This is a genomic window from Tomitella fengzijianii, assembly GCF_007559025.1.
Taxonomy (GTDB): Bacteria; Actinomycetota; Actinomycetes; order Mycobacteriales; family Mycobacteriaceae; genus Tomitella; species Tomitella fengzijianii.
Genome location: NZ_CP041765.1, coordinates 3,844,950 through 3,869,532, shown reverse-complemented (window position 1 = coordinate 3,869,532; position 24,583 = coordinate 3,844,950). Strand labels below are relative to the sequence as shown.

General features: G+C 68.0%; 20 protein-coding genes and 1 pseudogene. 3 read left to right on the top strand and 18 right to left on the bottom strand.

Features of this window, described 5'->3' with window-relative positions:
* Positions 1-94: 94 nt before the first annotated feature.
* The 4 genes from FO059_RS17580 to FO059_RS17565 form a co-directional block, all read right to left on the bottom strand.
* Positions 95-1,000, bottom strand: coding sequence for a TIGR03619 family F420-dependent LLM class oxidoreductase (locus tag FO059_RS17580; RefSeq protein WP_143910226.1), 906 nt, complete (start codon positions 998-1,000; stop codon positions 95-97).
* A 134-nt stretch (positions 1,001-1,134) separates the two neighbouring features.
* The gene (locus FO059_RS17575; protein WP_143910225.1) at positions 1,135-2,763 is read right to left on the bottom strand and encodes an ABC transporter substrate-binding protein; all 1,629 of its coding nucleotides are present in this window, start codon (positions 2,761-2,763) and stop codon (positions 1,135-1,137) included.
* Positions 2,764-2,879: 116 nt separating this feature from the next.
* Complete coding sequence (locus FO059_RS17570) at positions 2,880-3,695, bottom strand: SDR family NAD(P)-dependent oxidoreductase (RefSeq protein ID WP_143910224.1); 816 nt, start codon at positions 3,693-3,695, stop codon at positions 2,880-2,882.
* 130 nt (positions 3,696-3,825) lie between these two features.
* A complete protein-coding gene (locus tag FO059_RS17565) occupies positions 3,826-4,272 on the bottom strand; it encodes a nuclear transport factor 2 family protein (RefSeq protein ID WP_143910223.1) in 447 nt (148 codons plus the stop codon).
* Between the two features lie 521 nt (positions 4,273-4,793).
* Here FO059_RS17565 and FO059_RS17560 point away from each other — a divergent pair.
* On the top strand, positions 4,794-6,392 hold the full coding sequence (locus FO059_RS17560) for an ABC transporter substrate-binding protein (RefSeq protein WP_143910222.1): 1,599 nt from the start codon (positions 4,794-4,796) through the stop codon (positions 6,390-6,392).
* Positions 6,393-6,530: 138 nt separating this feature from the next.
* Here FO059_RS17560 and FO059_RS18840 read toward each other — a convergent pair whose 3' ends face one another.
* From FO059_RS18840 to FO059_RS17505, 12 genes and pseudogenes are all read right to left on the bottom strand, one after another.
* Positions 6,531-6,785, bottom strand: coding sequence for a Zn-ribbon domain-containing OB-fold protein (locus tag FO059_RS18840; protein WP_233266987.1), 255 nt, complete (start codon positions 6,783-6,785; stop codon positions 6,531-6,533).
* Between the two features lie 12 nt (positions 6,786-6,797).
* Positions 6,798-6,986, bottom strand: a pseudogene (locus FO059_RS18835) (zinc ribbon domain-containing protein); the annotation flags it as partial.
* Positions 6,983-8,149: a thiolase family protein gene (locus tag FO059_RS17550; RefSeq protein WP_143910220.1), complete on the bottom strand. Its 1,167-nt coding sequence runs from the start codon at positions 8,147-8,149 to the stop codon at positions 6,983-6,985. The pseudogene FO059_RS18835 and the gene FO059_RS17550, both read right to left, overlap by 4 nt.
* 78 nt (positions 8,150-8,227) lie before the next feature.
* Positions 8,228-9,010 carry an SDR family NAD(P)-dependent oxidoreductase gene (locus FO059_RS17545; RefSeq protein ID WP_143910219.1) on the bottom strand — a complete coding sequence of 261 codons (783 nt, stop codon included), beginning with the start codon at positions 9,008-9,010 and terminating at the stop codon, positions 8,228-8,230.
* 58 nt (positions 9,011-9,068) lie between these two features.
* Positions 9,069-10,496, bottom strand: coding sequence for an MmgE/PrpD family protein (locus tag FO059_RS17540; RefSeq protein WP_158726631.1), 1,428 nt, complete (start codon positions 10,494-10,496; stop codon positions 9,069-9,071).
* Positions 10,497-10,667: 171 nt separating this feature from the next.
* Positions 10,668-11,846 (bottom strand): lipid-transfer protein, encoded by a 1,179-nt coding sequence (locus FO059_RS17535; protein ID WP_143910217.1) that lies wholly within the window; start codon positions 11,844-11,846, stop codon positions 10,668-10,670.
* The gene (locus FO059_RS17530; protein WP_199257099.1) at positions 11,839-12,255 is read right to left on the bottom strand and encodes a MaoC family dehydratase; all 417 of its coding nucleotides are present in this window, start codon (positions 12,253-12,255) and stop codon (positions 11,839-11,841) included. The genes FO059_RS17535 and FO059_RS17530 overlap by 8 nt, the downstream gene beginning before the upstream one ends.
* 35 nt (positions 12,256-12,290) lie before the next feature.
* The gene (locus FO059_RS17525; protein ID WP_143910215.1) at positions 12,291-12,695 is read right to left on the bottom strand and encodes a Zn-ribbon domain-containing OB-fold protein; all 405 of its coding nucleotides are present in this window, start codon (positions 12,693-12,695) and stop codon (positions 12,291-12,293) included.
* On the bottom strand, positions 12,688-13,224 hold the full coding sequence (locus FO059_RS17520; RefSeq protein ID WP_143910214.1) for an FAS1-like dehydratase domain-containing protein: 537 nt from the start codon (positions 13,222-13,224) through the stop codon (positions 12,688-12,690). The genes FO059_RS17525 and FO059_RS17520 overlap by 8 nt, the downstream gene beginning before the upstream one ends.
* Positions 13,224-14,933: an AMP-binding protein gene (locus tag FO059_RS17515; protein ID WP_143910213.1), complete on the bottom strand. Its 1,710-nt coding sequence runs from the start codon at positions 14,931-14,933 to the stop codon at positions 13,224-13,226. Before FO059_RS17515 ends, FO059_RS17520 begins: the two co-directional genes overlap by 1 nt.
* 82 nt (positions 14,934-15,015) lie before the next feature.
* The gene (locus tag FO059_RS17510) at positions 15,016-16,143 is read right to left on the bottom strand and encodes an acyl-CoA dehydrogenase family protein (RefSeq protein ID WP_199257098.1); all 1,128 of its coding nucleotides are present in this window, start codon (positions 16,141-16,143) and stop codon (positions 15,016-15,018) included.
* Positions 16,140-17,321, bottom strand: coding sequence for an acyl-CoA dehydrogenase family protein (locus tag FO059_RS17505; RefSeq protein ID WP_143910874.1), 1,182 nt, complete (start codon positions 17,319-17,321; stop codon positions 16,140-16,142). The genes FO059_RS17510 and FO059_RS17505 overlap by 4 nt, the downstream gene beginning before the upstream one ends.
* A 342-nt stretch (positions 17,322-17,663) precedes the next feature.
* Between FO059_RS17505 and FO059_RS17500 the strand changes: the two genes are divergently transcribed.
* Entirely contained in the window at positions 17,664-19,271 is a 1,608-nt protein-coding gene (locus tag FO059_RS17500; protein ID WP_143910212.1) for an ABC transporter substrate-binding protein, read from the top strand.
* 147 nt (positions 19,272-19,418) lie between these two features.
* Positions 19,419-21,083, top strand: a complete 1,665-nt coding sequence (locus tag FO059_RS17495; RefSeq protein ID WP_143910211.1) for a class I adenylate-forming enzyme family protein — start codon at positions 19,419-19,421, stop codon at positions 21,081-21,083.
* 41 nt (positions 21,084-21,124) lie between these two features.
* On the opposite strand, the gene FO059_RS17490 is transcribed toward FO059_RS17495, so the two are convergent.
* Both FO059_RS17490 and FO059_RS17485 read right to left on the bottom strand, forming a co-directional pair.
* A complete protein-coding gene (locus FO059_RS17490) occupies positions 21,125-23,314 on the bottom strand; it encodes an acyl-CoA dehydrogenase (RefSeq protein WP_143910210.1) in 2,190 nt (729 codons plus the stop codon).
* 43 nt (positions 23,315-23,357) lie between these two features.
* Positions 23,358-24,518, bottom strand: coding sequence for a steroid 3-ketoacyl-CoA thiolase (locus FO059_RS17485; RefSeq protein WP_143910873.1), 1,161 nt, complete (start codon positions 24,516-24,518; stop codon positions 23,358-23,360).
* Between the last annotated feature and the right edge of the window lie 65 nt (positions 24,519-24,583).

Genomic DNA, 24,583 nt, shown 5'->3' with positions numbered 1-24,583 from the left:
TCGGCGGCCGAGTATCCGGTGATCCGCCATCCTGCGGCCGACAAGGCGCAGGAACAGCGCCCCACGAAGCCGTGAGGCCAAGCCAGGTGCGCTTTCACGGCTTTGCAATGACAGCGTCACCGATGTGCTCGATCTCGTTGATGCAGGCGCTCAGGGTGGGCCCAGTCCCCTCTAAGGCGATGTGTGTGACGCCGGACGACTCGAGCCGCGCGGACAACTCCATGAGTGCATCCGCGCGTCGGGCCGGATCATCGTGCTGTAGCGGCGTGTATATCACCTCGAAGTGCGGGTCGCGCCCCAAGGCCGCCCGTCGCTCGCCGATGGCCGAAATGTGGTCGGGAAGATCGTCGGCTGAAAGCCGCGGTGTGCCCGTCGTCTCGGCCATCGGCGCCGTCTGCTCGAACGGAAGCCACCCGTCGCCCAGCTCGGCGACGCGGCGCATCGCCGCCTTGCTGTTGCCGCCGATGAGGATCGGCGGCCCCGGCCTTTGCCGCGGTCGAGGCAGCATCACGTTGCCCGTGGCCGGGAACTCCGATTCCTCGCGCAGGAGCGGCTCTCCGAGCCATGCCTCACGCATCGCCGCCACTGCCTCGTCGAACAGCGGGCCGCGCCGCGGGAAGTCGGCTCCCAAAGCCGCGAACTCCCGGCGCTGGTAACCCGCTCCCATCCCGATGGCCGTGCGTCCCCGGGACAGCACGTCGAGCGAGGAGATGGACTTCGCCATCAAGTACGGATTGCGGTATCCCGACACGAGTAGAAAAGTCATCACACGGATCGTCGTGGTGGCGGATGCCATGAACGATAGAGCCACGAACGGGTCGAACGCATGGTGGCCGCCGTTGTCCACCCACCGTCCACCGGGGAACGGGTGGTCGGTGGCCGACACGACGTCGAATCCAGCCTCCTCGGCGCAGACGGCGATGTCGGTGAGGTCGCGCCCTTCGGCCCAGGCGTCCCACTGAGCCAGCGCGTGGCCGGGGAACTGGTAGCTGTATTGCATTGAGGCGCCGTCCTTGTCGAGTGATTGCGGTTCCCCAGCCGCCTGCATCCACCGGGCGGCGCATGGGGGCGCCGGCGCGCCCCCATGCGCTCAGAATGCGCGGGGCCGAGGGCGATCAGATGTGCCGAAGATGCTCATTCGGTGCCGATCCACACCTCGTCGAGCAGCATGATTCGGCCATTCGGATTCACGCCGTGCACGTCGCGATTCCAGGCGACGAAGTTGGCGCCCTCGGCCCAGGGGACGAAGGGCACGTCCTGGTGGATCTGATTCTCCACGGCGGCGAGCGCCGCCTTCTTGGACTGCTCATCCGTCGCGGTCTTCGCCGTGTGCAGCCGCCGGTCCATCTCGGGACTGGCATAACCGAGCGGGTTGTTCGTCGATTCGCTGTGCACGCCCGAGGACAGGCGCAGCACCGGCATGGCGTCGGAGACGCTGTAGCCGCCGTAGGCCACGTCGAAGTCGTGCTTGACGTAGTTGCGTTCGATGAGCGCAGTGAAGGAGGGCACGGTCTCGACGCTGACATCGAACCCGACGGAGTCGAGTTGCGCCTGCGCCGCAGTGGCGATGGCCTGGTAGGTGGGACCGTTCACCATCACGTAGGTGAGCTTGCCGTCGTAGCCGTCCGCCTTGGCCTGATCGAGGAGCTCGCGCGCCGCCGCGGGATCGAAGGAGGCCTCGGGGTCGTCGTTGTTCCACTGCGACCATTCCGGGAAGACCTTGCTCGTGGCGAAGGCCGTGTCGCCGTATGCGCGCTGGCTGATCAGAGACGGATCGATCGCCATCGCCATGGCCTTGCGCACGCGGACGTCTGCACCGGGCCGGCCGTCGCGGCTGTTGATCGTGAATACGTCGACGAGGCTCACCGGCTCGTAAAAGCCCGGGTATGCGGCACGGGCGGTCGTGACCGAGTCGGGCGCCTTGATGAAGGCCATCTGGACGTCTCCCGCGCGAAGGGCTTCGATCCGGGCCTGGTCGGTCGCGATGCTGACGAACTTGAGCGCGTCGACATGCGGCTTTCCGCCCCAGTAGTCGGGGCGCGGCACCAGGTCGAGCGACGTGCCGGGCGCGAACCGCCCGACGGTGTACGGCCCCGCGCCGATGGGAGTGAAGGCGTTGGGGTCGGAGTAGGCGGCGGGCGCGACGATCATGCCGTGCCCGAGAGACAGCAGTGCGGGGAACTCCGGCCAGGGCTCGGTCACGCGGAACACCACCGTCCGTGCGTCGGTGGCCTCCATTCCGGCCACCCCGTCCGTGAACGGTTGAGCGATTGCCCCGCCAAGGGTGTTGTAGCGGTTGATGCTGGCGACCACTGCGTCCGCGTCGAGCGGCGTGCCGTCGGAGAACGTCACGCCCTCGCGCAGCGTCAGAGTCCACGTGAGGTGGTCGTCGCTTTCGGTGAGCGACTGCGCAAGCCGGGGCACGTACTCGTTGGTGTCCGTGTCGAGGGTCACGAGGACGTCGTAGATGTTGATCATCTCCGTGCCGCCGGTTTCGCCCGAGGGCTGCGTCTTCGTGGGGTCGAGGCTGGACGGCATGGTGTAGCCGGCGAAGGTGACCGTGCCGCCCTCGACCGGGTCACCGGAATCAGGCTGCTCACCGATGATCCCGGCCGCGTGCACCTCGGTGAGCCCGCCGTCGGTGGCGCCGGACGCCTCCGTTCCAGGGCCGGCGCACCCGGCTACGAGGGCGGCGCAGGCGACGGCCGCCCCGGCCGCCGCGACCAGGCGCCTGCGTTTCTGCATGATTCTCGGATACCGCATGTGTGGGGTCCTTTCTGCAAGGGTTCGCACTGACGCGGGAGCTGCTGCGGGGCCGTGGGCCGACGGAGCTTCCGGGGGACGCGCATGCGCCGCTCCGGGTGCGCCGTTCGCGTTGGTCAATTCATCGACGGTGAGCGTCCGCCGTCGATCCTGAAGTTGGCGCCGGTGATGAAACCGGCGAGCGGACTGGCCAGGTAGGTCACGGCGGCGGCGATGTCCTCGACGGAGCCCATGCGCGTGACGGTCTGCGGGACGATGTTCGCGATCGCCCACGCCGCGCTGCGATCCCGGTCGCCCGGCCAGCCTTGAGCGCGGGCGATGTCGTCGAGCCACTCGTCCAGGGACGGCGTGCGGATCATGCCGGGACTGATCGTGTTCGCGGTGACGCCCGAGCCGGAGAACGCCTTCGATGCGCTCAGGGTGAGGTTGATGATGGCCGCCTTGGCCGCGGCATAGTGGGCCATTCCGGGGTTGGGCGAGATCGCCGCGGCGCTGGCCATGGTGATGAGTCGGCCCCAGCGGCGCTCGACCATGTGCGGCGCCAGCTGCCGGATCAGTCGGACCGTCCCGACCGTGTTGGACGAATAGGCGTCCACCCAGTCTGCGGGCGCGGCGCCCGCCCACCCGTCGATGCCGCGCCCGTGGGATGCCCCGCCGGCATTGCTGACCAGGATGTCGATGCGGCCGCGCGTCTGCAGCGCCGCGAGCGCCACGTGCTGCGCGCCGGCGTCGGTGGACAGATCGCCGGTGACCGCCGCAGCGGTGCCGCCCTCGTGTCCGATCTCCGCCGCGACCGCCTCGCACCGCTCGCGGTCCCGTCCGGCGACCACGACCGCCACGCCCTCGCGCGCCAGCCATCGCGCGCATTCGGCCCCGATACCGGAGCTCCCGCCCGATACCAGCGCGCACTTTCCGTCGAGTTGCAGATCCACTGTGGTCCGGGCTCCGTTCCTGTATTGATCCGCGCCGATGCAGGTGACGGGTAGCCCTCATCGCGCCCCGGCACCCGCAGCAGCGGTGGAGGCTTCACATCGGTGTCGTTGTCATTCCGGCGTGCCGTTTCTAATCCGATTGACGCCCGGCGTCGTCGACTCGTCCGTCGACCGCAACCGAGCGGTGCGCGAGCAGCCATCGGGAGCCGGCCCGGGAGAAGACGTCGCGGTAGGTCCCCCAATGATCGAGCGCATCACCGCGGCAGACCATGAAGTAGGCCGAGGCCCGCGCCGTGTCGCGCTCGATCGACTCGAACCGGATATTCGAGACGAAATGTCTTATGCGCGCTGGCTTCCCGGAGGAGGCTGCGGAGTCGCGGGTGTCCGGCGGCGGGCGCATCAGGCAGCGGACTATGTCTTCCCTGCCGCGCGCGGAGAAGTACCCCGGTGCGTCGAGGACCCCGTCCGGGGTGAAGCACTGCGCCAGTTCCTCCAGTCGCCCCTTGTCGCCGGACCGGTTGTAGATCGCGTACCTGTCGCGGATCGCCTCGCGCGTGAGCATCTCCTCGACGTTCACGGGTGCAGCTCCCTCGGTGAGCGTCGGCGCGAAGTGACGGTGCAATCCAGCATTCGCATGCATCCCCTTTCAGGGCCTGTTCGCTTGACCGGTGACGATGTGTCGCGCCTCCGTCGCGCCGATGACCGGTTACGCGGGTGTCGAGATGACGCGCCGCGCTGCATGATCCGACGGCGTTAAGTGATAGACGCCACTGTAGCCACCGGCTACAGTGGCGTCAACCTTCCGGTTAGCCCAGCCCGGGCGTTGCCGACCCGTTCATGGGTCGACTTATTCAACTCTTGTATGCACAAGAGTTGTACGACACAATTCGAGCAGTGTGTATTGCCCGAGATGTGCGCACGGCGCAGGAGCGCTGCGCGGTCGGCGACGTCGGTGGTGGTGCTGGTTGCGTTGGTGCCGGTACCGGTATCGGTATCGGCCTCCTGATGACTGCGCAGCACAGAGGTATCCGCAAGCAGCCGCACGGCCAATCCCGTTGCCGCGTCGTCGTTTTGATCCCACACACGGAGGTTGATCACATGAATGTCAGGTTCTCCGGCTTCGGCCGGACATGCGCCGTTCTCGCGGCCTGTGCCGCCCTCGTCGCCGGGTGCGCCGACTCGGGCGCCACGGACAGCGGCGGCGCGGCGGAAATGGGCGAGACGCGGGGATTCCTGGGCGACCAGGGCGACCCCGGCGAGCCCGTGCAGGGCGGAACCCTGAGCTACGCGACGTTCGCGCCGGTGGCGAGCCTGGATCCGACCGTCACCCCGCCGGCCGGATCCGCAGGGGCCAGCGAATTGGCGGCGGTGTACGACGTGCTCATGCGATACGACAACGACGCGGACGAGTTCGTCCCCCAGCTCGCCGAGTCGCTGGAAGAGAGCGACGATCACATGACCTGGACGCTCACGCTGCGTGACGGCGTGACGTTCAGCGACGGCACGCCACTGGACGCCGACGCAGTCGTATCGAGCATCGAGCGATTCAACGACGGCGGCGGGCTCTACTCCGAGCTCTACGCCTACATGGTCGACAGCACGACTGCGAGCGACCCGTCCACCGTCGTGTTCACCCTGAACAAGCCCTGGCGGAGCTTCCCCGCGATCCTCGCGTACGGGCATGGCATGATCGTCGCCCCGTCCGCCGACAAGGGCGGAAAGTTCACGCCGATCGGCGCCGGCCCGTTCACGGTGGTCGATCTCCAGCCGCAGCAGATCCTCGAGCTCAAGGCGCGGCCGGACTACTGGGGCGGGAAGCCCAATCTCGACGGCCTGAAGTTCGTCGCCATAAGCGGCGAGCAGCCCAAGATCGACGCACTCAAGACCGGCGGCGTCGACATGATCTACCTGCGCAGCGCCGACACCGTCAACGCCGCGAAGGCGCAGTTCCCGGGATTCATCGCGACCACGAACATGTCACTGGTCCAGTTGATCAACAACCAACCCGGCCACCCCGGTGCCGACCCGCTGGTCCGGCGCGCCATGGCCTACGCCATCGACCCGGAACTGATCAATCAACGTGCCTACGACAGCCAGAGCATAAGCGGCTCAGGGATGTTCCTGCCGTGGTCGAACTGGCACGGAAACGTCGACGGGGCCGAGTACGACCCGGCCAAGGCGAAGGAGTTGTTGAAACAGGCCAAGGCGGGCGGCTACGACGGGCAGCTGAACTATGTCGCCGTCAACACTCCCGAGCGGGTGAAGGTGGCGCTGGCGGTGCAGGCGCAGCTCAATGCGGTCGGATTCGATGTGACGATCGATTACGCCAGCAGCATCACCGACATGAACATCAAGGTCTACGTCGAGCAGAGTTTCGACCTCGCGCAAGGCGGCTACGACGTCACCGAGATCGGACCCGAGATCCGGCTCTTCAACTCGCTGCACAGCGAGAGCGACCCCATCATCGGCATCGACGATCCCGAGATGGACCGGCGGATGGACGCCGTGTTCTCCGCGCCGAGCGAGGACGCCAAGCGCGACGCGATCGACGACCTCCAGGCGTACACCAACGAGCAGCAGCCGTTCCTGTCCACGAATGCCGGCCAGGTCTTGGTTGCGTGGTCCGACAAGGTGTATGGCGTTCACCCGTCGATCGACCAGGTCATGTTGTTCGACAAGGCGTTCATCAAGAAGTGAGTCGCCGCCCCGGGGGCTCCGCCCCCGGGGCGGTGCGGAGTTCGAGCATGGCAGGCTGAGCCCGGCGCCGCGTGCGCCGGGCTCAGCGCGCCTCGAAACGTCGCGCCTCGCGGGTGATCGGCTGTCGGCGCCCGCCGATCATCCAGGCCCGCGCGCCGGCCTGAAGTAGGGCAGGGCGGCGCGCACTGGCGAGCGGTCGAACACGACCTCCACCGCCATTCCGATCGCGACGTCTTCGGGGGCGCATCCGACGATGTTGGTCAGCATGTGGAAACCCTCGTCGACGGACACGATCGCGACGGCATACGGAACGACGAAGTCGGCCGTTTGCGGACGGTGGACGATGGTGTGGCTGTACACGATTCCCGATCCGGCGCTGACCTTCCATGCCACGCGCCCGCTTCCGCAATGTCGGCAGAGGATGACCGGGTCGAATGCCGCGCGCCGGCAGTCGGTGCACCGCTGGAATCGCAGTTCCCCTATGGCGCACCCGTCCCAGAAATGCTGGGAAAGTACGGTGGGCCGCGGCGCCGCGACCGTGTCCGGTTGCGGCCGCAGGATCCGGTCGCTCCTTTCCCCAGTCGGTCTTGTCATGGCCGCTCACTTCCCAGCAACAGCACATCGGTGAACAGCGCCCCGGCGCCGCCGTTGCTGCACAATACGGTGCGGGCACCCGCGACCTGGTTGGATCTGCAGGTCCCCTGCAACTGCTGAACGCCGCGTGCCACCCGTTGATTCAGCTGGACGACGCCGCCGCCGTGGCTGTACGACATCAATCCGCCGTCGGTGGTGATGGGCAGCGCGGGGTCGTCTCCGGTGACCCGCTCGGTCGCGAAGGCTCCGCCTTCGCCGTCCTTGCAGAACCCGAAAGCCTCGAACTGCCGAATGAGCTCGAATGAGAACGGATCGTAGAGTTCCGCCACATCGACGTCCTCGGGCCCGATGCCGGCCATCGCGAAAGCCTGCCGTGCGGCCCGCCGGCCGACGTACCCGTTCGGAATGTCGTCGGTACGGCTGACGAGGTCCCAGTCGGGCGCATGCCGGTACTGCGGACCCATGGAGTCGAGCCCGCCGCCCAGGATGTAGACAGGTTCACCCGGCAGGTCCGCCGCGCGGGCCGCCGTCGTGAGGATCAGGGCGCATCCGCCCTCGGACGTCGTCGCGCAGTCGAGGAGACGGAACGGGTCCGCGATCATCCGCGACGACAGGACATCGTCGATGCTGAACGGCCCGCGACCCCGATACACTGCCTCGGGGTTGATGTGCCCGTTGTTCCGGATGCGCGCGGCCACCGCTGCCAGCTGCTCGGGCGTCGTGCCGTATCGGTGCATGTGGCGCCGGGCGATCAGCGCGAACTCGACCGCCGTGTACAGACCGAACGGCGCGACGAACTCGTTCGACGGACGAGTCCACGGAGCGGTGGCGCTGCGGTCCGTGTACAACCCCGCCTCGCCGTCCGCGATGAGCACGGTGGTGCACAGCCCCGCCGCGATGACGCTCGCAGCCTGCAGGATTCCGGCGATACCGCCCCGGGTGTTGGAGCACCACACCGGGCCGAGGCCGAGGGCGTAGACCGCGGATGACGCCGACTGTCCGAAGACCCCGTCGATGCTCGAGACGTCGACCCCGGCCTCGGCGATGACGCCGCGTGCCGCGTCCACCGTGATGGTCACGCTGTCATGGCCCTCGAGCACCCGGGCCTGCGGAGTGTTGTAGACCGCCGAGACCGCGACATCGCGGAACGGGTGTCCATTCACGTGGGTCGCCTTCGTATCCTGCTGCAGCCCCGGCGTTTCACGGCTTCGACGAGCTCTCGACGCCGGGACTGCAGGGCATCAGAGTGCGGTACGTCCGCCGTCGATGGGGAGGACGACTCCGGTGAGCGCAGATGCCTGCTCGGAGACGAGGAAAGCGGCGCAGTTCGCCACCTCCTCCATCTCAAGGATCCTGCCCATCGGCATCTTCTTGACCAGCTCGTCGACCACGCCCTTCGTCGACTCGTCGGCGAGCAGGGACTCGATCATCGCGGTCCTGATCGAGGCAGGGCAGATCGCGTTCACCCGGATATTGTGCTTGGCCAGGTCCATCGCCATCATCTTGGTCAACAGGATCAGGCCGTGCTTGGCCACGGGATACGCGGGCGAGACCTCGGGCGGCGGCTTGAGCGCGGCGGCCGAGCTGGTGAACAGGATCGCACCGCCGCCCCGCTGCATCATCTGGTCCACCGCCAACCGAGCCCCGAAGAACCCCGCCTTGAGGTGGACGTCCATCTGCTGGTCCCAGTCGGCTTCTGTGACTCCGCTCTGGTAGCCGGTCCCGTCCGCACCGAACGCGGAGCCGGTGGTCCCGGCGTTGTGCCAGAAGACGTCGACTCCGCCGTACGTGGTGGCGGCGAAGTCCATCAGCTTTTCCAGCTCGGCGACCTGCGTCACGTCGCATGCACAGTACGTCGCCTCGTTGCCGTTGCTGCGGATCTGGTCCACGGTTTCGGCGCCGGCGTCGTCATTGACGTCGCTGACGATCACCCGCGCGCCTTCTGCGGCGAACCGGATCGCCGACTGTCTGCCTATGCCCGCACCGGATCCGGTGATCACTGCGACTTTGTCTTTGAGTTGCATCAGGAGTCTCCTTGAGGTTGATTATTGACAATCACTGTCGATCGGATCGGATCTCCGTTCAGCCGACCAGGGCTATCAGCGCGCCCACGTCGTCCACCGACTCGAGGGTGCGGAAACCTTCCACGGCCTGATCAAGGTCCGCCGGGGGAACCGTGCGCGCGGAGTATGCTGCGCAGTCCCTGAATTTCGCGATCAGTCCGTCCCAGGACATCGGCTTCAGCGGATGGCCGTAGGCCCGCGGCTGCTGTCGGCGCAGCACCCGGCCGTCCCGCAGCACTATCTCGATTTCACCTCCGGGGAAGCCCGCTCCCGAGACGAAGTTGTACTGGGGATCGAAGCGCGACGTGATGCGGTCCGCCATCGCAAGCACCTCGCCGTCCACGCGCTTCTCCTCCGCGTAGTCGGCGATGGTCACGTTCCCCGTATGCAGGACCGTGGCGACCGTGAACGGCACACTGAGCTTGGCGAGCATCGAATTGGCCGGCCGGCGCCATTCCTCGAGCGGCTCGGTCTGGCCGCGGGCGAAGTCGCCGACGGTGACCAGGACCGACTCCACCTCGTCGCCGGCGAAACCATTCTCGCGCTGGAGCTCCTGGACCATGTCCACGAAAACGTGCGTGAATGCGCACGACGGCCAGGGCTTGAAGCCGTCGTTCAGCACGTCGTAGCGGGTCCCCAGCCCTCCGAGCAGAAGCTCTCTGTCGTAGATGCCGCGGTAGTAGGTGTTCCACAATCCCCGCGGTCCGTCCAGGCTGTTCCGCACCCCGCTGATCCCCAGCTGCGCCAGCTGCGCAGCGCGCACTCCGACCTCGCCCGGCACTGCATGCCCGAAGCCGCGGATGGTCGAGTCCTTGCCGAACACGATCTCCTGGGTTCCGGCCGCCTGGGTGAAGGCGATGCCCAGGGCGTCCACAGTCTGGTTCACATCGAGGCCGAGCAGCTTGCTGCAGGCCAACGCGGCTCCGAAGACGCCGAACACCGGCGCCGGATGCCACGGCGCCATGACTCCGCCGGGCTGGGCGGCCGCCGCCCTGGTCAGGCGGCACTGCAGGTCCACGCCCACAGCTACCGCGGTGATCAGATCACGCCCGCTGACGCCGCCCTGCCGCTCTGCCAGGGCCAGGGCTGCGGGCACTACGGGGGAGGAGATGTGCGCCGCGTCCGGGTGCAGGTCGCTGTAGTCTCCGCAGTTCACCATCGCACCGTTCACATACCCGGCGAGCCACGCGGGCGCCTTCGTGCCGAATCCCAGAACCGTCGATTCACCTTTTCCGCCGAAGTCCAGGACGTGTTCGGCGAGCAGTCGCGCCTCCACCGAGGTCGTACTCGCCGGAAGGATGACGCCCAGCGTGTCCATGATGGCCTTGCCGGTCATCTCGGCCACGCCCTCGGGGAGGTCGTCGAATCCGACCGCCACGGCGTTCCGCGCGAATACCTGCGCGGCCTCCTCGGTGGTCTCTGAAATGTTTTCTACAGTGGTGGACATAGTCATAGGCTCCTTACGCAATCTGATATCTCGTGCGCCGCGCAGAACGTGGGCGCCGCCGGCCCCCGGAGCCGAGCGCGCCTCCGACCCCGGGGGCGCACGATTCGTGCCGTCCAACGGATCCACCCGGATGGCCGGTCGTCGGGCGGACGGTGTGACCGCCCGCCGGGGTCAGCCGTCCGCCCCCAGGATCACCGCGCTCGTCGGAACGCCGGTTCCGGCGGTGACGAGGACGTTCTCGGCACCCTCGACCTGATTCACCGATTCGCCGCGAATCTGCCGGGCGCCCTCGGCGATTCCGTTCATGCCGTGGATGTAGGCCTCACCGAGCTGACCGCCGTGCGTGTTCACCGGAAGGGCGCCGCCGAGTTCGATGGCTCCGTCCTTGATGAAGTCCTTCGCATCCCCCGGGCTGCAGAAGCCGAACTCTTCGAGCTGACACAGCACGAACGGCGTGAAGTGGTCGTAGAACACCGCTGTCTGGATATCGCGCGGCCCCAGTCCGGTGTCCGACCACAGCCGTTTTGCGACGACGCCCATCTCGGGCAGTGCACGATCTCTGTCGCCGCGGTAGTAGCTGGTCATCGAGTGCTGGTCGTATCCCGCGCCCTGCGCGGCGGAGCGGATGATCACGGGTCTGGACTTGAGGTCCCGGGCGCGTTCGGTGCTCGTCACCACGAACGCCTGCCCGCCGTCCGATTCCTGGCAGCAGTCGAGCAGATGCAGAGGCTTCGCGATCCACCGCGACTGCTGGTGGTCGGCGAGGCTGATCGGCTTGCCGTGGAACCACGCCTTGGGATTCGTTGCGGCATGCTTCCTGTCCGCCACCGCGACCCGCCCGAAATCCTCGCTGGTCGCGCCGGCGACGTGCATGTACCGGCGCGCGAACATCGCCACCCAGGACGCCGGCGTCAGCAGTCCGTACGGCAGGTACCAGGCGTAGTTCGCCGCCCGCGCGTCCGGTGCCATCCCCTCGACGCTCATGCCCGTGCCGAACCGGTTCCCGGACCGCTCGTTGAATGCGCGGTAGCACAGCACCGTCTCGGCGGCGCCACTCGCCACCGCCATCGCCGCGTGCAACAGCGTGCCCGCCGCGGCGCCGCCCCCGTAGTCGACCAGGCTGAAGAAGTTGAGGTTCTCGCAACCCAGACCGCGCGCCACGTCGATCGTCGGATTCGTATCCATCGAGTACGTGACCATGCCGTCGACGTCGTGCGGGTTGATGCCGGCGTCATCGAGCGCCGCCTTGCATGCTTCGAGGGCAAGCTGCAGTTCCGACCTGCCGGACTCTTTCGAGAACTCCGTGGCGCCAATTCCGGCGATGGCGGTCTTGTCCGCTATCTCACGCATTCTCGAGCACCTCCGCACCGTGGAAGGCGAGATGCGCCTGAGCGGATACATGGGTGCCGAGTGAATTGCGGCCCTGTACCGACACCCGCACGGTGCCGTCGTCCGCGACGTCTTCCACCACGCCCGTCAGGGTCATCTCGTCACCGGGAAAGTTCGGTGCCCCCAGGCCGATGCTCAACTTCTTCATCCGGGCGGAAGGGCCGGCCCACTCGGTGAGGTACCGGGTCACCAGGCCGTTGGTCGTCAGGATGTTCATGAAGATGTCCTTGGTGCCGGCGGCCTGCGCGGCATCGCGATCATGGTGCACGCGCTGGAAATCCCTGGTCGCAATCGCCCCGGAGGCGATCAGGGTGGCGGTGATCGGGACATGTGATTCGGGGAGCGTTTCGCCGACGCGACGATCTGCCATTGTTTTACTCCTCTGCATGTAAAAGAAGATCGGATCTAGGTGATCGGCCGGGCGACGGGAAGCGTCAGCTCGTCATCCACCGCCTCCGCGGCGACGCGCAACGTCATTCCGATTTTGACGTCGTCTTCGGCGATCCCTTCGAGGTTCATCACCATGCGCGGACCCTCGGGGAATTCGACGAGGGCCACGATGTATCCGTCTTCGAACGGCGGCCGCACGGGATGGTGCATGACGACGAAGCTGACGAGTTCGCCTTCGCCCGGCATCTCCCGCGGGGACCACTCGAGCGAGTGGCACCGCGGGCACATGGGGACGGGGGGATGGCGGAACTCGCCGCAGGCATCGCAGCACTGGGCGCAGACGGTGCCGGCGTCGAGCGCGTCGAAGTAGAAGCGGTTGTCGGCATTGATGGGCGGCCGCGGCCGCAGCGCCTCACTCATCGCCGCTCTCCTGCCCGTCGGCGGCGTACCAGAGCGTGCGGAAGCGCATCGTCCCGACGGGGCTCCCGCTCTGATCCGAGTACGTGGTGAGCGTGGTGATGAAGTGGCCCGGCCCCAGCTTGGTGCTCTTGCGCGCCGAGATGCTCTCCACGCGCTCTTCGGCGGTCAGCAGGTCGCCGGGCACCAGGTACCGCACATACTCCTGCTCGCTGTTGACGGCGACGACATTCGGGAACCCGTTGTAGCGCAGCGTGTCGTAGGCCTCGTCGACGGGGCTTGGCCCCGCCGCGTCCTCTTCGCCGGGGACCGTCATGTTCCACACCTGCAGCGCGCCGGTGGGCGCGACCACGTCGGGGTGCCCCGCGGCCTTGGCCGCCTGCGGGTCGAGGTGGATCGGATTCTTCTCGCCCAGTGCGTCGCACAGGTGGTGGATCATGGGCCTGTTGACCGGGTCGCGGGCCACCGAGGTGCGGATGCCGCCGTCGTCGATCATCGCCTGGATCTTGGCGACGAGTTCTTCTTCGCCCATCAGTCCCTCCTTGCGGGAAAATCATCGGAAGCCGGCGGCGCCGGCAATAGCGCATGCCGCTTGTTGCGTTCGAAACCGCGGCGGATCTCGCCGCGGTCTCGGTCGGTCATCGGCCGGTACTCCTCGGAGCAGCCGGGCCGCAGGAAGATCGGATCGTCGACCATCCACAGTTCGGTGCGCAACCGCGCTTTGTCGATCTTCCGCGTCGCCGTGATCGGCACGTCGGTCACGATGCGCACGTACCTCGGGGACCATTTGGTGCCCAGGTCGGGCTGCCGGGCGAGGAACTCTGCAAATGCCTGGGCGTCGAAGTCGTCTGCATCGGGGAATTGCAGCGTGGCCATGACCTGGTCGCCGGTGCGTTCGTCGGGGGCCGCGTAGACGGCGGCGAGTCGCACGCCCGGATAGCGGGTGAGGATCCGCTCGATGGGCGCCGACGAGAAGTTCTCGCTGTCGACGCGGAGCTTGTCCCCTGATCTTCCGGCGAAGTAGAAGAACCCCTCGGCGTCGCGATAGCCCAGGTCGCCGGTGAGGAAGATGTCGCCGCGCACCCGCTCGGCCTCCGCACCCGGGTTCTTGTAGTACCCCTCGAACAGCCGAGCGCCGGTGAGGTTCGCCAGCTCGCCGATCGCCTCGCCGGCGTTGGTCAGCCGTCCGCTCGCATCGAACCGCGCGCGGGGGCATTCCTGCAGGGTCGACGGGTCGAGCACCACCGCATCCAGCCCGGGCTGCGGGCGGCCGAGCGCATCCTCCGGCGTGTCGTCGGTGCGGACGATCGACAGCCCGCCCTCGCTGGAGCCGAAGCTCTCGGTCGGCATGATCCCGAAGCGCCGGTGGAACTCGTGGCGGTCGACGCTGGACGCCTCGGTGCCGAAGGCGCAACGTAGCTTCGTGGCCTTCTCGTCCGCGGATTCGGGCCTTGCCAGGACGTAAGCCAACGCGCGGCCGACGTAGGTGAAATACGTTGCGCCGAATTTGATGAGATCGGGGACGAATCGCGACGCGGAGAACCTGCGGGCGAGCGCGAAGGTGCCGCCCGTGGCAAGCGTGCTCGCCCAGCAGGCCATGATCGCGTTCCCGTGGAACAGCGGCATCGAGCTGTACGAGACGTCGTCGCGGCCGATGTCCATGTGCCGGCGCGACGCGATGGCGGCGAGCCTTCCGGTGGAGCAGATCACCGCCTTGGGCCGCCCCGTCGATCCGGATGTGAACAGCAGCAGCAGCCGGGTGGCCGGATCCTGCGCGGCGGGCGTGGGCAGCGCCGGCGCGGATCGGGTGGCCGCCTCCTCGAGCATGGTCTTGTACTCCGGCGAGTCCAGCACGAGGACCCGGCTGTGGTCGATGCCCAGGTCGAGGCCGTCCAGCCGTCCCGCCGAGGCGCTGTCGGTGACGATGATCCGGCAGTCCGTGAAGCGGATGTCCTCAGCCAGCTCGCCGCCCCTGCGTGTGAGGTTGACCCCCACCACGGTGGCGCCGGCAAGGGCGGCGCCACCGATGAGGAACAGGTACTCGGGGTCGTTCTCCAGCATCACCCCGATGTGGAACGGGCGGTCACCGTCCCGGAGCTCATGGAGGAGCCGCGCGCGGGTGGAGGACTCCGCGACGAACTGGCGCCACGTCCAGCGCGAGTCCTCGAAGAGCAGTGCCGCGTGGTCGTCGTCCGCTCTCTCCAGCAACAAGGAGGCGGTGGTCAATGGTCGGTCGTTCATCCTCCGGGCCTTCCTGCCCGGGCCGACTGCAGTATCTGCCTACGGCCTGCGCCGTCCCGGTCGAGTGGTGGTGTGTGAGACGTCATGGCCGGACCGCTTCGCGCGGGTCGGGGGTGCGCAGGGTGTTCGCGAGTTCGTCGAGCACCAGCGGGGCCGGGCCGCCGACCATGTCCAACTCGCGGGCCCACAGGAAGAACCGGTGGATGTGGTTGTCCACGTCCGCGCCCATTCCGCCGTGCAGATGCTGCGTGGCGTGCACGACGCGGACGCCGCCTTCCTTCGCCCACCACGCCGCGGTCAATACCGCCGCCTCGGGGTCGGAATCCACGTCGCATCGCCACGCCGCGTCCAGCATCGTCAGGCGGACGATCTCGGTGTCGATGTACGCGTCGGCCGCGCGCAGCGCGACGCCCTGGTTGGTCGACAGCGGCCGCCCGAACTGGGTGCGCTGCGAGGTGTACTGCGCAGTCCGGCGGATCGCCTCGGCGCACACGCCGGAGACGATCGCCGCCACGGCGGTGCGATACCGGTGCCGCACCCACGCCGCGGGTGCGGCACCGTCGGCGGCGGTGCCCAGCAGGTCGGACTCGCCCACCGGTACCCGGTCGAGGACGATGTCGGCGTGCGCGGTGCGGCTGATGCCGTCGAAGACGTCGGCCGTGACGCCGTCCCTGTCCAGCGGGACGACGTAGCAGCGTTCGATGCCCGCGTCGTCCGCCGTGACCAGGACGTGTGTGCAGGACCCGGCCATGTGCACGTGCGGGCAGCCGCCGGTGAGGACGGTGCGGCCGTCGTCGCGGCGCACGACGAATCCGGACCGCGCGTCGGCCGTGGCAACCGCGATCCGGGCGTCGCCGCGGCGCAGCGAGGCCAGCAGCGGCGCATCCGCGCCGTGGAAACGGGCGAGGGCAAGGGCGGCCGTGCCGGTGGAGGCCAGGGGAACCCGCCCCAGGCGGATCCCCTGCTGCTCCAGGATCACTGCGAGGCCCACCATTCCGGCGTCGCCACCGCCGGCATCCGACGGGAGTACGGCGTCGATCAGTCCGGTGGTGAGGAGGCTCGACCACAGCTGCTCGTCGTAGGGGACTCCGTCGCGCTCCATGGCCGCGATGCGCTCGTCGTCGCCGAACCGCGCGAACACGTCCGCGGCGAGTCCGCGCAAGGCCTCATGGTCCTCGCCGAGAGAGAAGTCCATGCGTTCTTCGGTCATCGTGCCCTCCTGGCCAGGCCGAGTCGGTCCCAGGCGACGATCTCGCGTTGGATCTCCGCCACTCCGCCGCCGAACGTGTTGATCTGTGCGGCAAGGTTCATCACCGCGAGCCGGCCGGAGTCGAGGCGCCACGGGGAGTCGGTGATGCGCAGCGCCGACGGACCGCGCACCTCGAGCAGCATGCGGTAGACGTCGACGGCGGTTTCCGTGGCGAAGACCTTGGCCGCGCTGGCGTCTCCGGGGGCCACGTCGCCGCCGGCGGTGGAGTCCACCAGCCGCAGATTCATCAGGCGCATGGCGCTCAAACGCGCGTGGGCCTCCGCCAACGTGGCGGCCACCCAGGGGATGTCGATCATCCGGCGCCCGTCGGCCGCGGCGGCCCGGTTCGCCCAGGCGAGGGTCTCCTCGAGCATCCCCTCGCAGATCCCGCTGAACGCGGCCAGGCCCACGCGCTCGTGGTTGAGCTGGGTTGTGATCAAGTGCCATCCGTTGTTCTCCGCGCCGACGACGTTCGATGCGGGCACCCGCACGTCGTCGTAGTAGCTGGCCGTCGTCCGTCCTCGGCCGACGGTGTGGATGGGCGTCGTGGAGAAGCCTTTCGACGTGGTCGGGACGAGGATCAGCGAGATCCCCTTGTGCTTGGGGGCTTCGGGGTCGGTCCGCGCAGCGAGCCAGATCCAGTCGGCCTCATCGCCGCCGGACGTGAAGATCTTGTTGCCGTTGATCACGTACTCGTCGCCCTCGCGCACCGCCCTGGTGCGCAGCGACGCGAGGTCGGTCCCCGCCTCGGGCTCCGTGTATCCGATCGCGAAGATCAGCTCGCCCCGGAGGATCCGGGGCAGGAAGTACTCCTTCTGTTCAGGAGAACCCTTGGCCATCAGCGTGGGGGCCACCGTCGTCAGGGTGACCATGGGCAGCGGGGCCCCGGCGCGGTAGGCCTCGTCGAACAGCACGTACTGCGCCTCCGGCCCCCGCGCTTGGCCGCCGTATTCCGTGGGCCAGCCGATTCCCAGCCACCCGTCTTCGCCCATCTGCCGGAGGATCTTCGATTTGGCCAGCCTGCCCGTCTCGCCGGGTGCCGCCATGCCGGCGCACACCTCATCGGTGAGCAGTTCGGCGAGGTAGCGGCGCAATTCCTGGCGAAGTCTCCGGGCGCTTTGCGACGGTGTGAGATACACCGGGCGCCTCTCTTCCATGACGGATCACGTCGGTCGAATGTGCCCACGGCCCGGTATCGGACGTGGTGTGATGACGCTAACAAGTATCTATTGCATCTGCAAGACTTGTGCGCAACAATAGTTGCAGTTTAAGCCCGTGAAGATGGCATGCATTCGATAACACTGCAGGTCAGCGACATCGTCGCGCGGGGATCTTCCGATCACGCAGGTGTTCTGGCCGTGGAAGCGCACTGAACCGCATCGTCGGCGCGCTGCAACGGCGCCGCACACAGCCGGGCCCCGACCCGCTGCTGCCGCCCGTATTCGAGGCGGTTCCCCCACACACCCATGGAGGTCGATCACATGAAACTCACACGCCCCCGTCTCGGGCGGGTCGTCATCGCGGCCGCGGCCTGCGCCGCCCTGCTGGCGGGCTGCGCCGATGCGGGCGCCGGCGACGACGTCGGCACGGCATCCTCGTCGGAGGTCTCCCAGACTCGGGGATTCCTCGGGGAGCAGGGAGAACCCGGCGAGCCGGTCCAGGGCGGGACGGTGACCTTCGCCAGCTACGCTCCTGTCGCCACGCTCGACCCGGCCCTCACTCCGCCCACCGGGCCGACCGGGGGTACGGAGATGGCGGCCGTCTACGACGTCCTCGTCCAGTACGACGATGAGTCCGAGTCCTTCGTCCCCCGGCTCGCCGAGTCGCTCGAGGAGAGCGACGATCACATGACCTGGACGCTCACGCTCCGCGACGGTGTGACCTTCAGCGACGGCACACCTCTGAACGCCGACGCAGTCGTATCGAGCATCAAGCGGTTCAACGATGGCGCCGGGCTCTACTCCGAGCTCTATCTGGAGATGGTCGAGAGCACGACCGCGAAGGATCCATCGACCGTCGTCTTCACCCTGACCCGCCCGTGGCGCGATTTCCCGGCGATCCTCGCGTACGGGCATGGCATGATCGTCGCCCCGTCCTCGGACAAGGGCGGCAAGTTCACGCCGATCGGCGCCGGCCCGTTCACCGTCGCCCGTCTCCAGCCGCAGCAGACCCTCGAACTCACAGCCCGGCCGGACTACTGGGGCGGCAAGCCCAACCTGGACGGCTTGAAGTTCGTCGCCATTTCCGGTGACCAGGCGAAGATCGACAGCCTCAAGACCGGCGGAGTCGACATGATCTACCTGCGCGGCGCCGACACCGTCAACGCGGCGAAGGCGCAGTTCCCCGGATTCATCGAGACCGCAAGCATGTCGCTCGTCGGGTTGATCAACGTGCGGGAGGGCCGTCCCGGCGCCGATCCCCGCGTGCGTCAGGCCATGGCATACGCGATCGACCCGGAGGTAATCAACCAACGCGGTTACGACGGTCAGAACATGGCGGGCACGGACATGTTCGAGCCCTGGTCGAAGTGGCACGGGGACGCATCGGGCATCGAGCCCGACCCCGCGAAGGCGAAGGAACTGCTGGATCAGGCGAAGGCCGACGGCTACGACGGGCGCCTCACCTACGTCGGCATCAACAGCCCCGAACGCACGAAGGTCGCGCTGGCGATCCAGGCGCAGCTCAACGCGGTCGGCTTCGACGTCACCCTCGATTACGCCAGCAGCGTCACCGACATGGTCATGCGCGTCAACGTCGACCGCGACTTCGACCTCGCGCTCGGGGCCTACGAGGTCACCGACGTCGCACCGGAGATCCGCCTGTTCAACTCCCTGGCCGGCAAGAGCGATCCCATCACCGGGGCCAACGACCCGGAGATGAACCAGCTCATCTCCGACATGCTCTCGGCGCCGGACGAGGCGGCAAAGCAGGCGGCGATCGACGGCATCCAGAAGGCGGTCAATGAACAACAGCCGTTCATGACCTGGTCGGCAGGCCAAACGTACATCGCATGGGCCGACGATGTCTTCGGCGTCGATCCTTCGGTCGACCAGATCATGCTGCTCGACAAGGCCTTCATCGGAAAGTGAGGCGCAGCCGACCGCAGAAGAACATGCTCTGCGGCCGGCAAGCCGGGTGCCGGACGCCGCCCCGGGCGGTGTCCGGCACCAATCTCCCGGGAGTGAACCCGGAATCTACGAACTTCTCGCTCCTGCAGCATCGCGAAGGGAACAGACATGACCCGAACCGTCCCACCACAGTCGGATGCGGATCGCGTCATGGCTGAACACACCGGCCCGGGCGGCCGATTCGAAATCGTCGAGGAGGAGGTCCTCGGCACCCGTATGCGCGTGATCAAGAATCGCACCCGGGCCGTCGGCGACCTGCTCACCGATGCCGAAGCCTGGGGCGACCGCGACTACATCGTCACCCTCGACCGCCGTATATCGTTCGCCGAGCAGGTCGCCTCGGCCCGCGCACTCGCAGCGGCTCTCAGCGAGCAGTACGGGATCGGCCAGGGCGACAGGGTCGCGATCCTGTCCGCCAACAACCCCGAGTGGGTGACCGCATTCTGGGCTTCGCAGGCGCTCGGAGCGATCACGGTCGGTCTCAACGGCTGGTGGGTCCCCCGCGAAGTCGAGTACGGCCTGCGGCACAGCACGCCCGCGGTCGTCATCGTCGATGCCAAACGGGCCGCGGTGCTCGCGGACGTCGACACGGCCGACGCCCACGTGCTCACGGTCGAGGACGATGTTCCGCGCCTGATCTCGGCCTTCGCGGGTCGCACGCCGCCGCCCGCCGACATCCAGGAGGACGACCCCTCCGTCATCCTCTTCACCTCCGGGACCACCGGCCGGCCCAAGGGCGTTCTGCATTCACACCGGAACCTGCTCGCAGTGGTCGACCACCATCGGCTCATCGATGTGAAGATCGCCGCCCACGCCGGCCGCCGACCGGATCCGGCTTCCCCCAGCGACCTCCGATATCTGCTTACGTCTCCGTTGTTCCACATCGCGAGCCTGCACAATCTCGTCGTGCCGCGGTTGGCGACCGGCAGCACCGTGGTGATGCACCAAGGCGCCTTCGATGTCGACGCCGTCCTCACCCTCGTGGAGCGTGAGCGGGTCACGAACTGGGGCGCGGTACCCACGATGGCCTCGCGCCTGCTCGAGCACGACGGCCTCGAGAAGTACGACCTGTCGTCCCTGACGACGTTCGCGCTGGCGTCGGCGCCCTCATCGGTGGCGTTCAAGGACCGGCTGCGTGAGCGGATTCCCTTCGCCCGCCACGCGATCTCCGACAGTTACGGACTCACGGAGTGCAGCACCGCGATCGCCGTCGCGGGGCCGGCGGATCTGGCGCGGCACCCCGGCACTCTCGGTCGGCCGATCATGACGGTGGAGCTCGAGATCCGCGGGCCCGACGGCATCAGGGTGCCCGACGGAGAGGAGGGAGAGGTCTGCACCCGCAGTCCGTTCGTCATGATCAGGTACTGGAACGACGCGGAGGCGACCTCGCGCGCGATCACCGCGGACCGGTGGCTGCGCACCGGAGACCACGGCGCGGTCGAGGACGGAGTGCTGCGCCTGACCGGTCGGCGCTCCGATCTGATCCTCCGCGGCGGCGAGAACATCTATCCGACGGAGATCGAACAAGCGCTGGATGAGCACCCCGCGGTCACGGAATGCGCGGTCATCGGTGTCCAGCACAGCGATCTGGGGCAGGAGGTCGCGGCAGTGATCGTCACCGCCCCCGGTGCCGCGGTCACCGATGATGAGCTGCGCGACTTCGCGGCCGCCCGACTGTCCTACTTCAAGGTGCCGACAAGATGGCGGTTCACGACCGGGCCGCTGCCGCGCAATGCCACGGGAAAGCTGATCCGCACGAAGATCATCGCGTGAGAAACGGGCCCCGTCCATGATGGACGGGGCCCCGCTCGTGCTCAGCGCGCGGGGGCCGGATCCCGGGGAAGTTTCAAGATGCGTTCACCGATGATGTTCAACTGGATGTTGGTTGTGCCGCCTGCGATCGACATGCACTGAGAGTTCAAGAACATGTGCGTCGCGGAGGCCCGGTCGTGATCGCCGTACAGCGACGACGGGCCGGCCCACTCCATGGCGACCTCCCACACCTGCTGGATGTGCTCGACCCCGAGCAGTTTCGCCACCGACGACTCCGCGCCCGGCTGCGCTCCGGCCAGCGACCGCAGGGCGGTGCGCAGACCCATCAGGCCGAGGCTCTGCGCGTCGCACAGCACCTGACCCAGCAACGTCCGCTGTTCCGCGTCCAGGCCGCCGGGCATCGTGGCCGCCAAGTCCACGAGCGCCTCACCGCCGGAGCCGAGGGACGAGTCGTTCGACAGCGCCACCCGCTCGTTGGCGAGCGTGGTGCGGGCGAGCGTCCATCCGTCACCCGGATCACCGACGAGGCAATCATCCGGTACGAACACGTCGTCGAGGAAGATCTCGTTGAACAGCGCCTCGCCGGTCATCTCCCGGAGCGGACGGATGTCGACTCCCTCGCTGTTGTTCATATCGATGAGGAAGTACGACAGCCCCTTGTGCTTCGGGACATCGCCGTCGCTGCGTGCCAGGCAGACCCCCCAGTCCGCGTCGCGTGCCTTCGACGTCCAGACTTTCTGGCCGGACAGGAGCCAGCCGCCGTCGACCTTGACCGCCTTGGTCGACAGCCCGGCCAGGTCGGAACCGGCGCCGGGCTCGGAGAACAGCTGGCACCAGGTGATCCCTCCGCTCAGCGACCCGGGGAGGAAGCGTCGGACCTGCTCCTCGTCGCCGTGCGCGAGCAGAGTGGGCACCACCCAGTCGCCGATGATCATGTCGTGCGGGCGCAGGCCGGCGCGGCGGAGCTCCTGGGCGATCACCACCTGGGCCACCGGCCCCGCGCCTTTCCCCCACGGCGTGGGCAGGTGCGGCGACGTGTAACCCTTCTCCGCCAGATAACGCTTCCGGCCGGCGTCGTCGAGGCCGCACGCGGGGGCGAGCTCGGTGCGTACCCCGGCGCGCAGCTCCGCGGACTCCGGGGGCAGCTCGACCTCGAGCCGCCGTCGCGTGCCCCCGGTGGTGAGGTCCGCCACCCTGCGCCGCCAGTGCGCGCCGGCCCCCGCAAGGATGCGGAGGGTCTGGGCGCGGCGCAGGTAAAGGTGCGCATCGTGCTCCCAGGTATAGCCGATTCCGCCGAGGACCTGCACGCATCCTTTCGCGGCCTGGAAGGCGGCATCAGGCGCCACAGCGGCGGCGACCGCGGCCGCGAGCGCCGACTCGCCGGCGCCGGTTCGGTCCCCCAGGGCACGCGCGGCATCCCAGGCGGTCACGCGTGCCTGCTCGGCCATGCCGAACATGCGGGCGACCTTGTGCTTGACTCCCTGGAATTGCCCGATGACGCGTCCGAACTGACGCCGTGCTGCGGCGTACTCCGCGGCTGTCGTGGTCGCCCACGCGGCGATCCCGGCGGCCTCCGCAGCGAACAGCGTCACCGCGATGTCCACGACACGACCGGATTCCGGTCGCAGGATCGCTCCGGCGTCGAGGTCTGCACCGTCGGCGGAGGCGATCGCATTGCGGCGTACCAGGTCATGGCTCCGGACGTCGGTGACCTCGAGGAGCGCTCGATCGACCGCGACGAACACGGTGCGGCCGCCATCGTCGGCGGCGAGCAGGAAGACGTCTCCCACCTGGCCGCCGAGCACGGGTCCCGATTCGCCGGTAAGCCGCGACCGTGCACCATCGCGTACGACTGTGAGAGTTCCCGGCTGCAATGCGACCGCGCCGTAGCGGCTGCCGTCGGCCAGGCCGGGGAGCTCTTCGACCATGCCGGCGTCGCTCAAGACGGCCGACACGATGACAGTGGGAAGAAACGGGCCGGGCACCATGGCCCGGGACAGTTCCTCCGCCACGACGGCGAGTTCGACGAACCCGAATCCGCCTCCGCCATGCTCCTGCGGCAGATGCAATCCGAGCATCCCCAAGTCGGCCAGGGACCTCCAGTAGTCGGGGCGCACCTCCTTCTCGGCCTCCACGGCCGCGCGGACCACGTCCGGCGGCGCGTGCCGTGCGGCCCATCGCCGCACTAAATCGCGCAGCTCGTGTTCCTCGGCGCTCAGCGCTAGAGTCATGGGCTCTCCTCTGCAGGTTTCCGGGGCATCAGCGCAGGACGGCTCAGATGCGTTCGATGATGGTCGCCGTCGACAGCGCGCCCCCCGCGCACATGGTGATCAGCGCAGTGGAACAGTCCGAACGCTCCAGTTCGTGCAGAGCCGTCGTGATCAATCGCGCGCCGGTGGATCCGACGGGATGCCCGAGCGCGATCGCGCCGCCGTTGACGTTGACCTTGCCCATATCCGCATCGAAGTGCCGCGCCCACGAGAGCACGACCGACGCGAAGGTCTCGTTGATCTCGACGATGTCTATGTCGCTCAGCGACATTCCCGTGCGTTCCAGGACGTCGCTGGTCGAATCGATGGGACCGTCGAGGTGGTAGTACGGATCCGAACCGACCAGCGTCGACGCCAGAATCCGCGCTCGCGGGCGCACGCCCAGCTCCGCGGCCTTCTCCTCGCTGGCAAGCAGTACGGCGGCGGCGCCGTCGCTGATCTGTGATGATGAACCCGCCGTATGGATCCCGCCGTCCACCACTGCCTTGAGCTTGGCGAGCCCGGCCACGGTCGTCTCGCGAAGCCCTTCGTCACGCGATACCGTCGCCGTCCCGGCCGGTCCGCCGTCCTCGCCGGGCACGGGGGCCTCCACCGGGACGATTTCGCGGTCGAACCGCCCTTCGGCCCAGGCCGCAGCGGCGCGCCGTTGCGATTCGGCGCCGAATGCGTCCGTGTCGGCTCGCGTGATTCCGCGGAGGGAGGCGATCCGCTCGGCTGACGTGAACTGGTCGCCCATGTCCACGGCCCAGTCGTCCGGGTGCGGCCTGCCGGTGCCCGGGGTCCCGGCCTGGCCCAGGAACACGCGGCTCATCGCCTCGACCCCGCAACCGATCCCCGCCGAGATCTGGCCGGACGCGATCAACCCGGAGACCATATGCACCGCCTGCTGCGAAGATCCGCATGCGCAGTCGATCGTGGTTGCGGCGGTGGAATAGGGGAGGCCCCGGTGCAGCCACGCGTTGCGGGTGACGTTGTTTGATTGCTCGCCGGCCTGGGTGACCGCACCTCCCACGACCTGACCGATCTGCTCGGACGCGATCCCCGTCCGGTCGAGTACCGCATGCTGGGCCACCCCCAGAAGGGATGCAGGGTGGACACCCGACAGTGCGCCGGATCGGCGCCCGATCGGTGTCCGCGCAGCATCGATGATCACGGCTTCAGGCATCGGAGCTCCTTGGGAGAGTGCGGAAATTCCTCGGGCATCGAAGCCGCCGTCGGGCATTGGAGATC

What these genes read in the sequence shown, in the direction of transcription:
- FO059_RS17500 (WP_143910212.1), top strand. Translation starts at nt 17,664, where the DNA reads ATGAAACTCACACGCCCCCGTCTCGGGCGGGTCGTCATCGCGGCCGCG.
- FO059_RS17540 (WP_158726631.1), bottom strand. Translation starts at nt 10,496, where the DNA reads ATGTCCACCACTGTAGAAAACATTTCAGAGACCACCGAGGAGGCCGCG.
- FO059_RS17485 (WP_143910873.1), bottom strand. Translation starts at nt 24,518, where the DNA reads ATGCCTGAAGCCGTGATCATCGATGCTGCGCGGACACCGATCGGGCGC.
- FO059_RS17520 (WP_143910214.1), bottom strand. Translation starts at nt 13,224, where the DNA reads ATGGGCGAAGAAGAACTCGTCGCCAAGATCCAGGCGATGATCGACGAC.
- FO059_RS17530 (WP_199257099.1), bottom strand. Translation starts at nt 12,255, where the DNA reads ATGGCAGATCGTCGCGTCGGCGAAACGCTCCCCGAATCACATGTCCCG.
- FO059_RS17535 (WP_143910217.1), bottom strand. Translation starts at nt 11,846, where the DNA reads ATGCGTGAGATAGCGGACAAGACCGCCATCGCCGGAATTGGCGCCACG.
- FO059_RS17545 (WP_143910219.1), bottom strand. Translation starts at nt 9,010, where the DNA reads ATGCAACTCAAAGACAAAGTCGCAGTGATCACCGGATCCGGTGCGGGC.
- FO059_RS17490 (WP_143910210.1), bottom strand. Translation starts at nt 23,314, where the DNA reads ATGACTCTAGCGCTGAGCGCCGAGGAACACGAGCTGCGCGATTTAGTG.
- FO059_RS17495 (WP_143910211.1), top strand. Translation starts at nt 19,419, where the DNA reads ATGACCCGAACCGTCCCACCACAGTCGGATGCGGATCGCGTCATGGCT.
- FO059_RS17575 (WP_143910225.1), bottom strand. Translation starts at nt 2,763, where the DNA reads ATGCGGTATCCGAGAATCATGCAGAAACGCAGGCGCCTGGTCGCGGCG.
- FO059_RS17510 (WP_199257098.1), bottom strand. Translation starts at nt 16,143, where the DNA reads ATGACCGAAGAACGCATGGACTTCTCTCTCGGCGAGGACCATGAGGCC.
- FO059_RS17580 (WP_143910226.1), bottom strand. Translation starts at nt 1,000, where the DNA reads ATGCAATACAGCTACCAGTTCCCCGGCCACGCGCTGGCTCAGTGGGAC.
- FO059_RS17525 (WP_143910215.1), bottom strand. Translation starts at nt 12,695, where the DNA reads ATGAGTGAGGCGCTGCGGCCGCGGCCGCCCATCAATGCCGACAACCGC.
- FO059_RS17515 (WP_143910213.1), bottom strand. Translation starts at nt 14,933, where the DNA reads ATGAACGACCGACCATTGACCACCGCCTCCTTGTTGCTGGAGAGAGCG.
- FO059_RS17560 (WP_143910222.1), top strand. Translation starts at nt 4,794, where the DNA reads ATGAATGTCAGGTTCTCCGGCTTCGGCCGGACATGCGCCGTTCTCGCG.